Source organism: Serratia sp. KH_031, assembly GCF_057839655.1.
Window position 1 is genome coordinate 2875854 of sequence record NZ_CM174496.1, and the last position, 15355, is coordinate 2891208.

At 51.5% G+C, this 15355-nt stretch carries 13 protein-coding genes; 6 read left to right on the plus strand and 7 right to left on the minus strand.

Annotated elements, in window-relative coordinates:
• The first annotated feature begins 281 nt into the window (after nucleotides 1-281).
• The 6 genes from AC3ISQ_RS12950 to AC3ISQ_RS12975 all read left to right on the plus strand — a co-directional run bounded on the left by AC3ISQ_RS12950 (nucleotide 282) and on the right by AC3ISQ_RS12975 (nucleotide 7647).
• A complete protein-coding gene (locus tag AC3ISQ_RS12950; protein ID WP_489347049.1) occupies nucleotides 282-998 on the plus strand; it encodes a gluconate 2-dehydrogenase subunit 3 family protein in 717 nt (238 codons plus the stop codon).
• Entirely contained in the window at nucleotides 999-2777 is a 1779-nt protein-coding gene (locus AC3ISQ_RS12955) for a GMC family oxidoreductase (RefSeq protein ID WP_489347051.1), read from the plus strand. It begins immediately after the preceding gene.
• Between the two features lie 17 nt (nucleotides 2778-2794).
• Nucleotides 2795-4063 (plus strand): c-type cytochrome, encoded by a 1269-nt coding sequence (locus tag AC3ISQ_RS12960; RefSeq protein ID WP_489347053.1) that lies wholly within the window; start codon nucleotides 2795-2797, stop codon nucleotides 4061-4063.
• A 248-nt stretch (nucleotides 4064-4311) separates the two neighbouring features.
• Nucleotides 4312-4983 (plus strand): two-component system response regulator PhoP, encoded by a 672-nt coding sequence (phoP, locus tag AC3ISQ_RS12965; RefSeq protein WP_489347055.1) that lies wholly within the window; start codon nucleotides 4312-4314, stop codon nucleotides 4981-4983.
• Nucleotides 4984-4988: 5 nt separating this feature from the next.
• A complete protein-coding gene (gene phoQ / locus AC3ISQ_RS12970; RefSeq protein WP_489347056.1) occupies nucleotides 4989-6446 on the plus strand; it encodes a two-component system sensor histidine kinase PhoQ in 1458 nt (485 codons plus the stop codon).
• 79 nt (nucleotides 6447-6525) lie between these two features.
• On the plus strand, nucleotides 6526-7647 hold the full coding sequence (locus tag AC3ISQ_RS12975) for a ribosomal protein uL16 3-hydroxylase (protein ID WP_489347058.1): 1122 nt from the start codon (nucleotides 6526-6528) through the stop codon (nucleotides 7645-7647).
• 52 nt (nucleotides 7648-7699) lie between these two features.
• Here the strand turns inward: AC3ISQ_RS12975 and AC3ISQ_RS12980 are convergent, their stop codons facing one another.
• From AC3ISQ_RS12980 to lolC, 7 genes are all read right to left on the minus strand, one after another.
• Nucleotides 7700-8782 (minus strand): malate/lactate/ureidoglycolate dehydrogenase, encoded by a 1083-nt coding sequence (locus AC3ISQ_RS12980; RefSeq protein WP_489347059.1) that lies wholly within the window; start codon nucleotides 8780-8782, stop codon nucleotides 7700-7702.
• Between the two features lie 84 nt (nucleotides 8783-8866).
• Nucleotides 8867-10096 (minus strand): peptidase T, encoded by a 1230-nt coding sequence (gene pepT, locus AC3ISQ_RS12985; protein ID WP_489347061.1) that lies wholly within the window; start codon nucleotides 10094-10096, stop codon nucleotides 8867-8869.
• Nucleotides 10097-10257: 161 nt separating this feature from the next.
• On the minus strand, nucleotides 10258-11094 hold the full coding sequence (gene cobB / locus AC3ISQ_RS12990; protein WP_489347062.1) for a Sir2 family NAD+-dependent deacetylase: 837 nt from the start codon (nucleotides 11092-11094) through the stop codon (nucleotides 10258-10260).
• 21 nt (nucleotides 11095-11115) lie between these two features.
• Nucleotides 11116-12027, minus strand: a complete 912-nt coding sequence (gene nagK, locus AC3ISQ_RS12995; protein WP_489347064.1) for an N-acetylglucosamine kinase — start codon at nucleotides 12025-12027, stop codon at nucleotides 11116-11118.
• 56 nt (nucleotides 12028-12083) lie between these two features.
• Nucleotides 12084-13331 (minus strand): lipoprotein-releasing ABC transporter permease subunit LolE, encoded by a 1248-nt coding sequence (gene lolE / locus AC3ISQ_RS13000; protein WP_489347066.1) that lies wholly within the window; start codon nucleotides 13329-13331, stop codon nucleotides 12084-12086.
• Nucleotides 13331-14050 (minus strand): lipoprotein-releasing ABC transporter ATP-binding protein LolD, encoded by a 720-nt coding sequence (gene lolD / locus AC3ISQ_RS13005; protein WP_489347068.1) that lies wholly within the window; start codon nucleotides 14048-14050, stop codon nucleotides 13331-13333. Before lolD ends, lolE begins: the two co-directional genes overlap by 1 nt.
• On the minus strand, nucleotides 14043-15245 hold the full coding sequence (lolC, locus tag AC3ISQ_RS13010) for a lipoprotein-releasing ABC transporter permease subunit LolC (RefSeq protein WP_489347070.1): 1203 nt from the start codon (nucleotides 15243-15245) through the stop codon (nucleotides 14043-14045). The genes lolD and lolC overlap by 8 nt, the downstream gene beginning before the upstream one ends.
• Between the last annotated feature and the right edge of the window lie 110 nt (nucleotides 15246-15355).

A 15355-nucleotide genomic window follows, 5' to 3' on the forward strand; every position in this document is an offset into this window, starting at 1 on the left:
TTTTGGATTAGAGGTCCGTACTCCTACTTTACCTCATTTCACCTACATTCCATCGGTGTTAATAAATTGATCTACATAAGATAATTTTTAATTAAAATGTTTTGAAACAGATGTCCGGTTGTTTCACCTTATCCTCCACTCCTAAACTACAACTACCATACAATTAGCAAGCTAATCATTTATTGGTATGGCAACTTAGCAACCTCTGTCTGTTTATGCCGTTGGATGACGGTATCGTGAACCGCAAGACTCGCGCAGGCACATATATTCAAGGTGGAATTATGTCGCAACAACGCTCCCCTACGCCGCCTAGGCGTAATTTCTTGAAGAAAACTCTGGCACTGATCCCACTCGCCGCAGCGGGTAGCAGCATTTTGACGCTAGAAGCTAAAGCCGCACCGGCTGAAGGTATCTCGCCTCACTATGTCCCCACTTATTTCAACAATGATGAATGGCGTTTTCTACTGGCCGCTTGCGATCGACTGATTCCTAACGATGCCAATGGCCCCGGTGCAGTGGACCAAGGCGTTCCCATTTTTATCGATAAGCAAATGGAAACACCCTACGGTCATGGAGGCCTGTGGTACATGCATCCCCCTTTCGTTCCTTCAGCACCAGAACTGGGGTATCAATCCAAGTTAACGCCGCGAGAAACCTATCGCACGGCGATCCAATCCATCAATAACTATTGCCGTCAGCAATACCAGAAAGTCTTCGCCGATCTCGATCACTCACAGCAAGAGCAACTACTCACTAACTTGGAGAAAGGCGAGCTCGACAGCGATGCATTCCCAGGTAAGGCGTTTTTCAGCCAATTACTGCAAAACACCAAAGAGGGTTATCTGGCAGATCCTATTCATGGCGGCAATCAGACATTAGCGTCGTGGAAGTTGATCGGCTTCCCTGGTGCTAGAGCAGACTTCACCGACTGGGTCGACAAACCCAACCAGCCTTACCCACTACCGCCTGTCAGTATCTCGAGCAAAAGGAATGCATAAATGAGCAGCATAAAGAAACCACCGGTAGACGTGGTCATTGTCGGTTTCGGCTGGACCGGAGCCATTATGGGCATGGAGTTAACAGAAACGGGTTTAAGCGTACTGGCCTTGGAGCGCGGCGAGCAACGCGATACTTACCCGGATTTTGCCTACCCACGTATCGCGGATGAACTGACCTATGGCATACGTTTGAAACTGATGCAGGAAATGGCGCATGAAACCGTCACCGTTCGCCACACACCAGCAGATTTTGCCGTCCCTTACCGCCAACTGGGTTCATTTTTACCGGGTAACGGCGTGGGTGGCGCGGGCGTGCACTGGAACGGGATGCATTGGCGCGCCCTGCCCGCCGATCTAAAAATGCGCACCACCGTGATTGAAAAATATGGCGAGAAGTGGATACCCGAAGGTATGACGGTGCAGGATTATCCGGTGAGTTATGACGAACTGGAGCCTTATTTCGACAAATTCGAAAAAGTCTGTGGCACGGCGGGTAAAGCCGGAAACCTACAAGGTAAAATCATCAAAGGTGGCAACCCGTTTGAAGGCGTACGCAGCAATGAGTTTCCCACTCCAGCACTAAAACAGCTCTATTCTGGCTCGCTGTTCGGAAAAGCCGCTGAATCGCTAGGCTACCATCCGTTTAGCATTCCCGCCGCCAACTGCTCGCAACCTTATACCAACCCTTACGGCGTACAACTCGGCCCCTGTAACTATTGCGGTTACTGCGAGCGCTTTGGCTGTTTTATGTATTCGAAAGCTTCGCCACAAACCACCATTTTGCCGGTACTCACTCAACGCAAAAACTTCGAACTCCGCACCCGATCGCAAGTGATCAAGGTCAACATGGACAGCAGCGGTAAAAAAGCCACTGGCGTCACTTATATCGATGCTCAGGGGCAAGAAGTTGAGCAGCCAGCGGATTTGGTGATCCTCAGCGCCTTCCAATTACACAATGTGCGTCTGTTGCTACTTTCCGGTATTGGTAAACCTTACGACCCAATAACCGGTGAAGGTGTTGTGGGTAAAAACTATGCTTATCAAATGAATAGCGGCATCTCGCTGTTTTACGATAAAGATACCCACTTCAATCCGTTTATCGGTGCGGGTGCAGCAGGTACGGTGATTGACGATCTGAACTCAGAAAACTTTGATCACAGCGCTCTCGGGTTTATCGGCGGAGCCTATGTTTCAGCCACTCGTACCGGGGGGCGCCCAATCCAGCAGATGTCGTTACCACCGGGCACACCAACCTGGGGTAGCGGCTGGAAGCAAGGCATCAAAGATAATTATCAACATTCCATGAGCATCGGTTCCGAAGGCTCAGTGATGCCTTACCGCGACTGCTATCTCGATCTTGATCCCACTTACAAAGATGCTTACGGCCTGCCGTTACTGCGTATGACATTTGATTGGAAAGAGAACGAAATCAAGATGACGCAGCACATCACCAGCAAAATGAGTGAGATCGCCAAGGTGATGAATCCGAAACAGATGAGCGTTTCAGTGATGAACAGCGGCTCGCATTATGATGTACGTCCTTATCAATCGACTCACACTACCGGCGGCGCCATTACCGGTGATAACCCGGCCACCAGCGTAGTGAATAAATATCTGCAATGTTGGGATGTACCGAACGTGTTTGTCACCGGAGCCTGTGCCTTCCCGCAGAATCTGGCCTATAACCCGACCGGCATTGTCGGTGCGCTGGCCTATTATTCCGCCGAAGCCATCCGCATCCAATATTTGAAAAACCCCGGCCCATTGGTGCAAGCCTGACAGCAAAGGAGAGAAACATGAAAGGATTAACCACTCCGCTGCTGGCCTTGCTGGTGCTGAGTAGCGGCTATGTCATGGCTGAGGCACCGAATCCCCTAGCCGAACAAATCAAACAGGGCGAATATCTGGCGCGTGCTGGCGACTGCGCAGCCTGCCACACCGCGCCCGGCGGAGCACCTTTTGCCGGAGGGTTGAAAATGACCACGCCGGTGGGAGCCATTTACTCGACCAATATCACACCGGATAAAAAAACCGGTATTGGCGCATACAGTCAGCAAGAGTTCGCCGATGCGTTACGTAAAGGCATAGCTCGTGACGGTTCACGCCTGTACCCAGCGATGCCCTATCCTTCATTCGCCAAAATCAACGACCAAGATATTGCTGCGTTGTACGCCTACTTTATTCATCAGGTTAAACCGGTGGAACAGGCTAACCAAGAAAGCGATATTCCGTGGCCTTTGAATATGCGTTGGCCGTTGGCGATGTGGGATTGGGTGTTTGCTAGCGATAACAGTTATCAACCTGACAAGAGTCAAAATGCCGAATGGAATCGTGGCGCTTATCTGGTTCAGGGGCTGGGACACTGCGGCAGTTGCCATACGCCGCGCGGTATCGGTTTCCAAGAAAAAGCGTTAGACCAAACCGATGAGGCCTATTTAAGCGGTGGCACGCTCGAGGGCTGGCACGCCGCTAACCTTCGAGGTGATAAGTTGACCGGGTTAGGTCACTGGAGTGAGCAAGACATCACGTATTTCTTGAAAACAGGCCATAATAAACGCTTCGCCGCTTTTGGCTCGATGGTCGATGTGGTGCAAGACAGCACTCAACATCTGAGTGATAGCGATTTACAAGCGATCGCCAATTATCTGAAATCCCTTCCTGCCAGTAATCAGGAAAAACCAGTACCGGTCAGCACGCCAACGCAACTGGCGAAACTCAGCAGTGATAGTGGGAGTGTTGCCGTGCAGCTTTATCAAGACAACTGTGCCGCCTGCCACCGTAGCGATGGCCAAGGTTATCAAAACACCTTCCCGCAGTTAGCGCATAACCCAGCACTAGTAGGTGACGATCCTTCCTCGGTGATCAGTATCATCATCAACGGTTCACGCACACCAGTCACTCTCGAAGCCCCAACCGGCCTCACCATGCCAGATTTCGGCTGGCGTTTGAGCGATGAACAGATCGCCCAACTTGCCACCCTAGTGCGTAACAGTTGGGGCAACCGAGCCCCAGCAGTCACCGCCGAACAGGTTAAGGAGATCCGGGAGGCCAACGCTAAGAAGTAATTCCCTCGGGGTAGAGGCATCTGCCCCGTTCTTTTATTCAACACACTCTTGCTGTTTAGTTTTCGTTTAACTTTTACTTCCCCCTGTTTATCCTACGTTTATTGAGCAATGCTAATAATGGCAGCAAGAAAGAAGACTAATACGCGTCTTTTCCAGCGGTAACTTGCTACTACAATGGGTTATGCCTAACATACGAAAGATCGCGTTATTCGCTCTACGGATGCCACACGATTACAGGAGTCAGCCCCATGCGAGTACTGGTTGTTGAAGATAACGCTTTACTGCGCCATCACCTTTGCGTACAAATGCGCGAAATGGGGCATCAGGTTGATGCGGCGGAAGATGCTAAAGAAGCAGATTATTTTTTGCAGGAACATGCGCCAGATATCGCCATTGTCGATCTCGGTTTACCGGGTGAAGACGGTCTGAGCCTGATCCGCCGCTGGCGCGCCCATCAAACTAAATTACCCATTCTGGTACTGACAGCGCGTGAAAGCTGGCAAGACAAAGTGGCGGTTCTGGAAGCCGGTGCCGACGACTATGTCACCAAGCCGTTCCATCTGGAGGAAGTCATTGCTCGGATGCAAGCGCTGATGCGTCGTAACAGCGGCTTAGCTTCGCAGGTGATTTCCCTGCCGCCATTCCAAATTGATCTGTCGCGACGCGAGCTTTGTGTCAACGAACAGCACATCAAACTGACCGCATTCGAATACACCATTCTCGAAACATTGATCCGTAACGCCGGGAAAGTGGTCAGCAAAGACTCTCTGATGTTGCAACTGTATCCCGATGCCGAACTGCGCGAGAGCCACACTATTGACGTATTGATGGGCCGTTTGCGAAAAAAACTACAGGCTGAATACCCGCATGAGGTGATCACCACCGTGCGTGGTCAGGGTTACCGTTTTGATGCGAAATAGCCATCATGCTCGGTAAGGCAACCAAGCCCTTCTCGCTACGCGCCCGCTTCTTGATGGCGACCGCCGGGGTTATCTTGGCGTTGTCGCTATCCTATGGATTGGTGGCGGTAATTGGCTACACAGTCAGCTTTGACAAAATGGCTTTCCGCTTACTACGAGGTGAAAGTAACCTGTTTTTTAGTCTGGCACAGTGGAAAGACAACAAACTCACCATCGCTATTCCTCCAGAGATTGATCTCAACTTCCCCACGCTGGTATTTATCTACGACGAGCACGGAAAACTACTGTGGGCACAGCGCCGAGTGCCTGAATTAGAACCGCTAATCCAGAAACAGTGGTTAAAAGAATCCGGTTTTTATGAGATCGATACCGATACACGCATCAGTAGCGAAGTGCTCGGAGATAATCCAAAAGTCCAAGACCAACTGAAAGACTATGATGACACCGCGCCAAACGCTTTCACCCACTCGGTGGCGGTGAATACCTATGCTGCGACACCTCATCTACCGACATTAAGTATTGTGGTGGTGGATAGCATTCCACAAGAATTGCAGCGTTCTGGTCTGGTGTGGGAATGGTTTGGTTACGTGCTACTGGCTAACTTGATACTAGTGGTACCCCTACTGTGGTTGGCGGCCTATTGGAGCCTTCGCCCGATCAAAAACCTGATCACGCAAGTTGGGGAATTGGAGGACGGCGAGCGCGAACAGTTAGATGAAAATCCTCCTAGTGAGTTGCGTGGGCTGGTGCGTAATTTGAATATTTTGGTGCGTAATGAACGTCAGCGCTATACCAAATATCGTACGACGTTGTCTGATCTAACTCACAGCCTAAAAACGCCGTTGGCCGTTCTGCAAACTACGCTGCGATCACTACGTTCTGGCAAGCAAACCACCATCGAAGAAGTCGAGCCGATCATGCTGGATCAGATCAGCCGTATTTCGCAGCAGATTGGTTATTACCTGCATCGCGCCAGTATCAACTCGGGTCAAACGGTGTTAACTCGCGAAATCCATTCGGTGCCTGCCCTGCTAGACAGTTTAACCGTCGCACTGAACAAAGTTTATCAACGTAAAGGCGTGGACATCACGTTAGATATTTCGCCAGAAATTACCTTTATGGGCGAAAAAAATGACTTTATGGAAGTGATGGGGAATATTCTTGAAAATGCCTGCAAATATTGTTTGGAATTTGTCGAGATCACTTCGTTGCATTCCGATAAAAACCTCACCATCGTCATTGACGATGATGGCCCCGGCATCCCAGAAAGTAAGCGTGAATTAATCTTCCAGCGCGGGCAGCGCGTCGATACTTTACGTCCCGGTCAAGGGCTGGGCTTATCCGTTGCCGCCGAAATTATTGAGCAATATGACGGCGAAATCGTCATCAGCGACAGTCCGTTGGGCGGTGCGCGCATGCAGGTCACTTTTGCTCGCCAACAGGATTCTCACCATCACGAGTAAATTCTGTCGTTCAGCCCCCGTATCAGGGGGCTAAATCCGTTATAATCCCTCTCAGGCTCACACTCTCCTGGAATAGCACATGGATTATCAATTAGATCTGGACTGGAATGACTTTTTGCAACGTTATTGGCAAAAGCGTCCGGTGATACTGAAGCGTGGCTTCAAAAACTTTATCGATCCGATCTCCCCGGATGAGTTGGCCGGGCTGGCAATGGAAAACGAAGTCGACAGCCGTTTAGTCAGCCACCACGAAGGTTGCTGGCAAGTCGCGCATGGCCCATTCGAGAGCTTCGACCATTTAGGCGAAAACAATTGGTCGCTGCTGGTACAGGCGGTCGATCACTGGCATGAGCCCTCCAGCGCGTTGATGCGCCCGTTCCGCAAACTGCCTGACTGGCGCATGGACGATCTGATGATCTCCTTCTCTGTACCGGGCGGTGGCGTTGGCCCACATCTCGATCAATACGATGTATTTATCATTCAGGGCACCGGTCGCCGTCGCTGGCGCGTTGGGGAGAAAGTGCCGTTAAAACAGCACTGCCCACACCCCGACTTGCTGCAAGTGGAACCGTTCGACGCCATCATTGATGAAGAGATGGAGCCGGGCGATATTCTCTATATTCCACCGGGTTTCCCACACGAAGGCTACGCGCTGGAAAATGCACTCAATTACTCGGTGGGTTTCCGCGCACCAAATGGTCGTGAACTGGTGAGTGGTTTCGCCGATTACGTATTGGCGCGTGAACTGGGTAGCAAGCGTTATAGCGATCCAGACATCACCTTGCGTGATCATCCAGCACAAGTGTTACCACAGGAAGTGGATGCGTTGCGCCAAATGATGCTGGAGCTGGTGAAACAACCGGAGCATTTCCAGAGCTGGTTTGGCGAGTTTACGTCTCAATCGCGCCACGAACTGGACATCGCACCGCCAGAGCCGCCGTATCAAGCTGGTGAAATCTACGAACTGTTACAACAGGGCGAATCGCTGCAACGCCTTGGCGGGTTGCGTGTATTACGCGTGGGTGATCAGTGCTTCGCGAATGGCGAATTGATGGATACCGAACATCTGGCCGCGGCTGATGCGCTGTGCCAGCACTTTAGCGTCGATGCCGCAATGTTGGGTGATGCAGTGGATGATCCTTCGTTCTTAGCCATGCTGACCGCGTTGATTAATAGCGGTTACTGGTATTTTAACGATTAATTAAGCTTGCAAAATTAGCCACCTGAGTCTGTTCAGGTGGCTTTTTTTACGCTTAATGCACTTGGGCACGGTAGTTTGCTAACTCATCAACAGACATCCCCGCTTGCTGTGCCGCAAGACAAATCTGCTGCCAAGTATTCACATCGATCGGAATGCCCTCACGCAATCGTGCCTCGCGGTTGGCTTGTTCCCATTCCCCCGGAACCTGAATCGGTTGTTGGCCGCTTTCCGGTGATTTTTTCACCCAATCGATAAAGGCTTCCGCTTCGGTCTGCATTGCAGGTGCTTCGAACGCTTTAGGATCGAGCATGATCGTCGTCATACAGTTAACGATCACGTCATTGCTAGGTTGCAACGTCGCGTCATGGGTGGTTAATCCACCGGACAATGCCCCTCCGAGGATCTCGCACATCGTCGCTAACGCGTAGCCCTTATGCTCAGCGAATGCCAGCAATGAACCGAATGGCGGCTCCTGCATCACTTTTGGCTCGACAGTTGGCTGACCGAGATGGTCAATCAAATAGCCCGGGGCAACGGATAATCCTTTGTTATAAGCCACACGGGTTTTACCGAAAGCGATCCCGCTGGTAGCAAAATCGAGCAACAGCGGTAATTGACCTGACCGGGGGAAAATCACGCAGAACGGGTTAGTGCCGAAACGACGGTCGCTACCGCCAAACGGTGCCACCATCGGCCCACCGACCACGTTGACGAAGTGAATAGAGATAAGCCCCGCACGGGCACACTGTTCAGCCCAATGACCGATACGACCAATATGATGGGCATTGTTCAACCCCACCGCCGCTAGCCCTAGCTTACTCGCACGTTCGATACCTAACGCCATCGCTTCATAAGCGACAACCTGGCCAAAACCTTTACTTCCATCCAACGTAATCACTGCTCCCGCATCACGCACCACCTTGGCATGAACGTTCAGTTGCAGATGTCCTTGTTGCAACGAAGCCATATAGGTCGGGATCATGCCAACACCGTGCGAATCATGTCCGGCGAGATTGGCTTGAATCAGATGTTCAGCGACCAGTTCGGCTTCTCGCGCTGTACTGCCAGCATGGCGCCAAATCGCTTGCACCAACCGCTGAAGATTTTCGCTATCGATACGGTATTCAGAACTCATGCTGTCAATGTCCTTATGTTTAAAGGAAAGAGAAAAAGCCACGCTGGGCGGGATTAGCGTGGCCTTTGATTGGAAGGATAAAAATTATTTCGCGCGTTCAGCGGTCAATTGCGCGATACGCATAATCACTGACACCGCCTTTTCCATGCCTTCTAGTGAAACAAACTCATGTTTACCGTGGTAATTATAGCCGCCGGTAAACAGGTTCGGGCATGGCAAACCTTTGAAGGACAACTGCGCGCCGTCGGTTCCACCACGGATGGGTTTCATAATCGGTTCGATGTCACAATCACGCATCGCTTGCTGCGCCAACGCAATCACGTGTGGATGCTCTGCCACTTGCTCACGCATGTTGTAATAGCTGTCTTCGATCGCTACTTCAATGTAGCAGTCGCGCGGCAAGCCTTTACCGACGAGCTGCGCGACTTCAATCATCTTACGTTTACGTGCCTCAAAACCTTCACGTTCGAAATCGCGCAAGATGTAATGCATTTCTGCCCGTTCAACGTTGCCTTTAATCGCTGTCAGATGATAGAAGCCCTGATAACCTTCGGTATTTTCTGGTGTTTCATCCGCAGGTAGTGCTTGATTAATGCGGGTCGCTAATGCCAATGCATTGACCATCACGCCCTTGGCACTGCCGGGGTGAACGTTGTTACCGGCGATCTTGATAGTGACTGAAGCTGCGTTGAAGTTTTCACTCTCTAACTCACCCACACCGCCACCATCGACGGTATAGGCCCAAGCAGCACCAAATTTGGCAACATCAAAATAATGTGCGCCCTTGCCCACTTCTTCATCCGGTGTAAACGCCACGCGAATGTCACCATGAGGAATTTGACGATGCTTCAACCGCATCATCGCCGTCAGGATCTCGGCAATACCCGCTTTATCATCTGCACCCAACAACGTTTTGCCGTCGGTGGTGATCAGCGTATGCCCCAGCATTTGATGCAGGATCGGGAACATCACGGGCGATAACACTTCATCACCGATGCCGAGCGCGATATCACCACCGCGATAATTTTCTACAATCTGTGGATTCACATTCTTACCGCTAAAATCCGGTGCAGTATCCAAATGCGCAATAAAACCAATCGCTGGCACTTGCCAAGCCACGTTGCTTGGTAACGAGCCCATTACACAGCCATGTTCACTGAGCGTTACCTGTTCAAACCCCAGTTCAATCATTTCTTGCCGCAATGCTTTAGCCAGTTTCAGCTGCCCATCAGTACTCGGTACATGTTTAACGTTAGCTTTAGATTGTGTGTCGAATGAAACGTAGTTAAAAAAGCGATCAAGTAGATTTTCCATGGTTCCGCCCTCAAAATATCGCGTTTCATTATGCGCAGCCGAACTCGATCAAATATTGAGACAGGTCATTTATAGTCAGAATTAACTGAAATCATTAAGTGAAGATGATGAGTTATTGCGAGAGGATGTGGGATTCAGCAAGAACCCCACATTAGATAGATCTATGGCTTGTCCGCCCGTTCCACTTTTCCTACCAGGAATTTGTGGACGAATTTTGGTACGACTTCGCTGGCTGGGCCGTAGTGTTTCTCATCGAACTGACTTTCCACTTGGCTCGGTTCCAAATTCAGTTCCATCGTATGAGCACCACCCAAGCGCGCCTCATGGACAAAACCGGCTGCGGGATAAACATGCCCCGAAGTCCCAATCGCCACAAAGAAATCCGCTTGTTCTAGCGCCTGATAAATCTCATCCATACCCAACGGCATTTCACCAAACCACACCACATGCGGGCGTAGCGGTGCCGGGAACTGGCAGCAGTGGCAACGTTCATCCACACTGAGATCTTCCGGCCAATCGAACACTTGCCCAGAGCTGGTACAACGCACTTTCAACAGTTCGCCGTGCATATGCAAAACCCGCTGGCTACCTGCACGTTCGTGTAAATTGTCGATATTCTGCGTCACCAGCAGGAAATTGTCTCCCAGCCACGCTTCTAGATCTGCGAGTGCTTTATGCGCCGCGTTGGGAGTGATGTCCGGGTGTTGTAACTGACGACGGCGAGCGTTGTAAAACTCCTGCACCAAAACCGGATCGCGCTTGTAACCTTCTGGCGTCGCGACATCGTCCACTTTATGTTCTTCCCACAAGCCATCATCTGCGCGGAAAGTACGAATCCCCGATTCAGCGGAGATCCCTGCGCCGGTCAACACCACAACAAACGGCTTTTTCAATTCGGCAGCCGCCATCGTATCGCGGTGGAAAATGCGTGAACGAAAACGCTGATGCAGCACATGCTTGCTTTTGCGAAACTGACACAAACGGTGACGAGTGTGCATGACTCTGCTCCTTAGTTTTCCCTAATTAACCAAATTGAGGAACGCCGCTCCGCGCACCCCACCCGCATCCCCATAACGCGCCGGTTCAATCCGTGGCAGTTTAGCCACGCGCAGCACATGGGCGGGTAAACGCTGCTGCAACGCCGGGTAAATTGCTGAGAAGTTCGATAGTCCGCCCCCCAACACCACCAAGTGTGGATCGATCATCGTCAGCAAATTCCCCAGGCAGATAGCCAATACGTCGAGGAAGCGTTCCACATGAGCTACCGCCTGCGGCTCACCGGCCTGATAATGCGCAATAATTTGTGTTGCAGGCAAGTGCTGTTGATTGAAATGGGCATACATCCATTCAAATCCTCGGCCTGATATGTAATTTTCAATGCAACCGTGGTGACCACAGCCACAGGCGATGCGAGGAATATCACGTCCTAACACCTCCAGCGCATCGACGGGTAAACGGAAGTGACCAAACTCACCAGTAATATAATTACGGCCAGAAACGACTTTGCCATCGACAATAAATCCACCGCCAACGCCCGTACCCAGGATCAATCCCAGCACTGTTGGGTAATCACGGAATTCATCGTCCCAGGCTTCAGAAAGCGCGAAACAGTTGGCGTCGTTGTCGATACGCACTTCACGGTCGATTAGTTTTGCCAAATCACGCGGCAAAGGCTGCCCCATCGCCGAGGGGACGTTGGCGGTAAACACCGTGCCATCGTCATCATTGGGTAAACCCGGAATACCGATACCCACCTTACCTTTCATGCCACACACAGCATCGGCTTCAAGCGTCAGATCGCGCAGCGTGGTCAGTAGTTGCTGGTAATCTTCACGCGGCGTCGGCACACGTTTTTGCCAGATACGTTGCAGATTGGCATCGAACACACCCAACTCAATCTTGGTGCCGCCCATATCGAAACCGTAGTACATAAACTTACCTCAAGTGAAAAAATGGGGCCGCATTACTGCCGCCCCAGAGGTTTGTATTACTGCCCGCTTAGCACGCGAGCAGGATCGATGCGGCTGGCACGCCGCGCCGGATACCAACTTGCCAGCAGGCTGAGTACAATCGCCGTTGCCAGTACAATCGCCACATCCAGCCAGTGCAGTTCAGAAGGCAGGAAGTCGATAAAGTAGATATCGCCGGACAGGAAATTATGGCCGATCAACTTTTCGATACCTTTGATGATATTGGTCAGTTGCAGCGAAGCGATCACCCCAACCACCACACCGCTGAGGCTACCCACCAGCCCGGCTAGCAAGCCGTACCAGATAAAGATCGCGCGGATAAAGCCGTCTTTCGCACCGAGAGTACGCAACACGGCGATATCGCCACTTTTGTCTTTCACCGCCATCACCAAAGTGGAAACGATGTTGAAGCAAGCCACGCCAATTACCAGCACCATCGCCAGATACATAATGGCGCGGATCATCTGGATGTCGCGGTACATGTAACCATAGGTGCCGATCCAGCTTTTAATATAGACATAGGAATTAGTCACTTCGCCCGCGTCACGCACCAATTTATTAGCGGCAAATACGTCGTTAACTTTAATGGCTATACCAGTGACACTGTCACCCATATCCAAATATTGCTGCGCATCCGCCAATGGCACCATCGCCAGACTGTGATCGAGCTGGCCACTCAGTTGCAAAATGCCGGTCACGTGCAGGCGAATACGCTTGGGCTGTAGCAACTTCATTTCAGGATCGCTGTTCGGGATCATCACCGTGACATACGAACCTTGCTTAACGCCCAGCGCATCCGCCACACCTTTGCCTAGAATCACCTGATTAGTACCGCTTTTGAAATTCGCCCAAGCATCACCTTGTACGTATTTCGGCAACGCACTCAGTTGGCTTTCTTGCTGAGGATTAACCCCTTTCACCTGTACCGCACGCAGTTGCGCGCCGTTTTCCATCAGACCGGTGAAATTGATATAAGGCGCGGCTGCCAAAATACCGGGCACTTTTGCCACCCGCTGCAAAATCTCCGGCCAACCTTTAAACGGCTGCTCAACCGGCGAAATCTCGCCGTGCGGCACTACCGACAAAATACGGTTTTTCAGTTCACGTTCGAAGCCGTTCATCGCACTCAGACCGACGATCAGCACCGCAACACCCAGCGCGATACCGATAGTGGAAATCACCGAAATCAGCGAAACCATGCCGCCGCGCCGCCGACCACGGCTAAAGCGCAGCGCCATTAGCAAGGAAAGTGGCGAACAGCTCATTACTCGGCCCCCATCAGGGTCAGTTGCGCCTGTAAATGGCCATCGCGCATTTCTAATTGACGGCTGAGGCGTTTAGCCAGTTGCAGATCGTGAGTGACCACCAAGAACGCCGTGCCCTGACGCACGTTCAATTCACCCAGTAAATCGAAGATGCTGTCGGCAGTACGCTGATCGAGGTTACCGGTCGGTTCATCCGCCAGTACCAACGACGGGCTATTAACCAATGCACGCGCGATAGCAACACGTTGACGCTCACCGCCTGAAAGTTCAGAAGGACGGTGTTTACTGCGTTTTGCTAAGCCTACCGCCGTCAGCATTTCCAACGCTTTTTCCTGTGCTTCCGCCGGTTTACAACCGCCGATCAATAGCGGCATGGCGGCGTTTTCCAACGCAGTAAAATCGGGTAACAGATGGTGGAATTGATAGATAAAGCCCAGTTCGCGGTTGCGCAGCTCGGCTTTAGCGGTCGACGTCATGGTATTCAATGATTTACCTTTGAATACCACTTCACCGGAAGTCGGCGAATCCAACCCGCCCAACAGGTGCAGCAAAGTACTTTTACCGGAGCCAGAGCTACCGACAATCGCCATCATCTCACCCGGTTGCATAGAGAAACTGACGTTACGCAGCACGTCTGTATTTAGCTTGCCTTCTTGATAGGTTTTGCACAGCTTGTCGCATTGCAACAATTTGTCATACGGCAAGGGATGGTTACTCATAACGTAAAGCCTCCGCAGGTTGAACGGCGGCAGCGCGCCATGAAGGGTAAAGCGTAGACAGCAAAGACACCGCCATTGCCGCGATAGCAATGATCGTCACCTGTACAGGATCGACCGCCACTGGCAGCGATGCGCCGTCGATCAAATTGCCGAGGATCGGCATCAAATTATTCAGATTCAGCGCCAGCAGTACACCCAGCCCAGTGCCCAGTAATGAGCCGATAATCCCGGCACTGGCACCTTGAGTCATAAATACCGCCATGATTTGGCGACGCGTTAACCCCTGAGTTTGCAAGATTGCCACTTCCCCCTGCTTTTCCATCACCAACAGACCGAGCGAAGTAATGATGTTGAACGCCGCCACTGCGACAATCAGGCTCAGCAATAGCCCCATCATATTCTTCTCCATGCGAACCGCTTGGAACAGTTCACCTTTACGCTCGCGCCAATCTTTCCATTCAGTGCCCGCAGGCAGTTTTTGCTGACTCAAAGTATCTACGGTCAAAGGTTGTTGCAGGAATAAGCGCCAGCCGGTGATATTCCCCAGCGGATAGCGCATCAGGCGCGAAGCATCTTGTTGGTTGACCAGCAATTGGTAACCATCCACTTCACTGTTAGCGTGGAAAGTGCCAATAATGGTGAATAGACGTTGGCTTGGGATGCGCCCCATCGGCGTAAATTGGCTGGCGCTCGGCACCATCAGGCGTACCTGATCACCACGTTTCACGCCCAGTTGCCCGGCCATCTGCTCGCCAATAATCAGATTGTACTGACCGGGTTGCAGTTGCTGTTGTTTGACGTTGACCAGATACGGCGTCAACGGATCGGCTTCGTCCGGGTTAACCCCCAACATCACCCCGACCGCGACACTACGGGCGCTTTGCAACACCACATCGCCGGTCGTCAGCGGTGCAACGCGTGTCACGCCTTGTAACCCCTGAACCGATGAGGCGGGCAGTTGTTGTGGATTGACTGATCCTTGATGACTGGTGATCAACGCTTGCGGCATCAGACCCAGAATGTTGTTTTCCAGATCTCGCTCGAAACCGTTCATCACGGAAAGGACCGTGACTAGCGCCATCACACCCAGCGTAATGCCAATGGTGGACAGCCAAGAGACAAACCGCCCAAAGCGGTCTGAAGCTCGCCCACGCATATAACGCAGGCCAATGAATAACGCGACAGGTTGATACATGAAATCCGTTTTGTGGCATTAGCTTAAGCAAATTGATCAACGATGATAATGGCTCTGTCCGCTTTATGGAACTGTTCGACCGGTTTTATTCGCGCACCAATTTCCCTTAC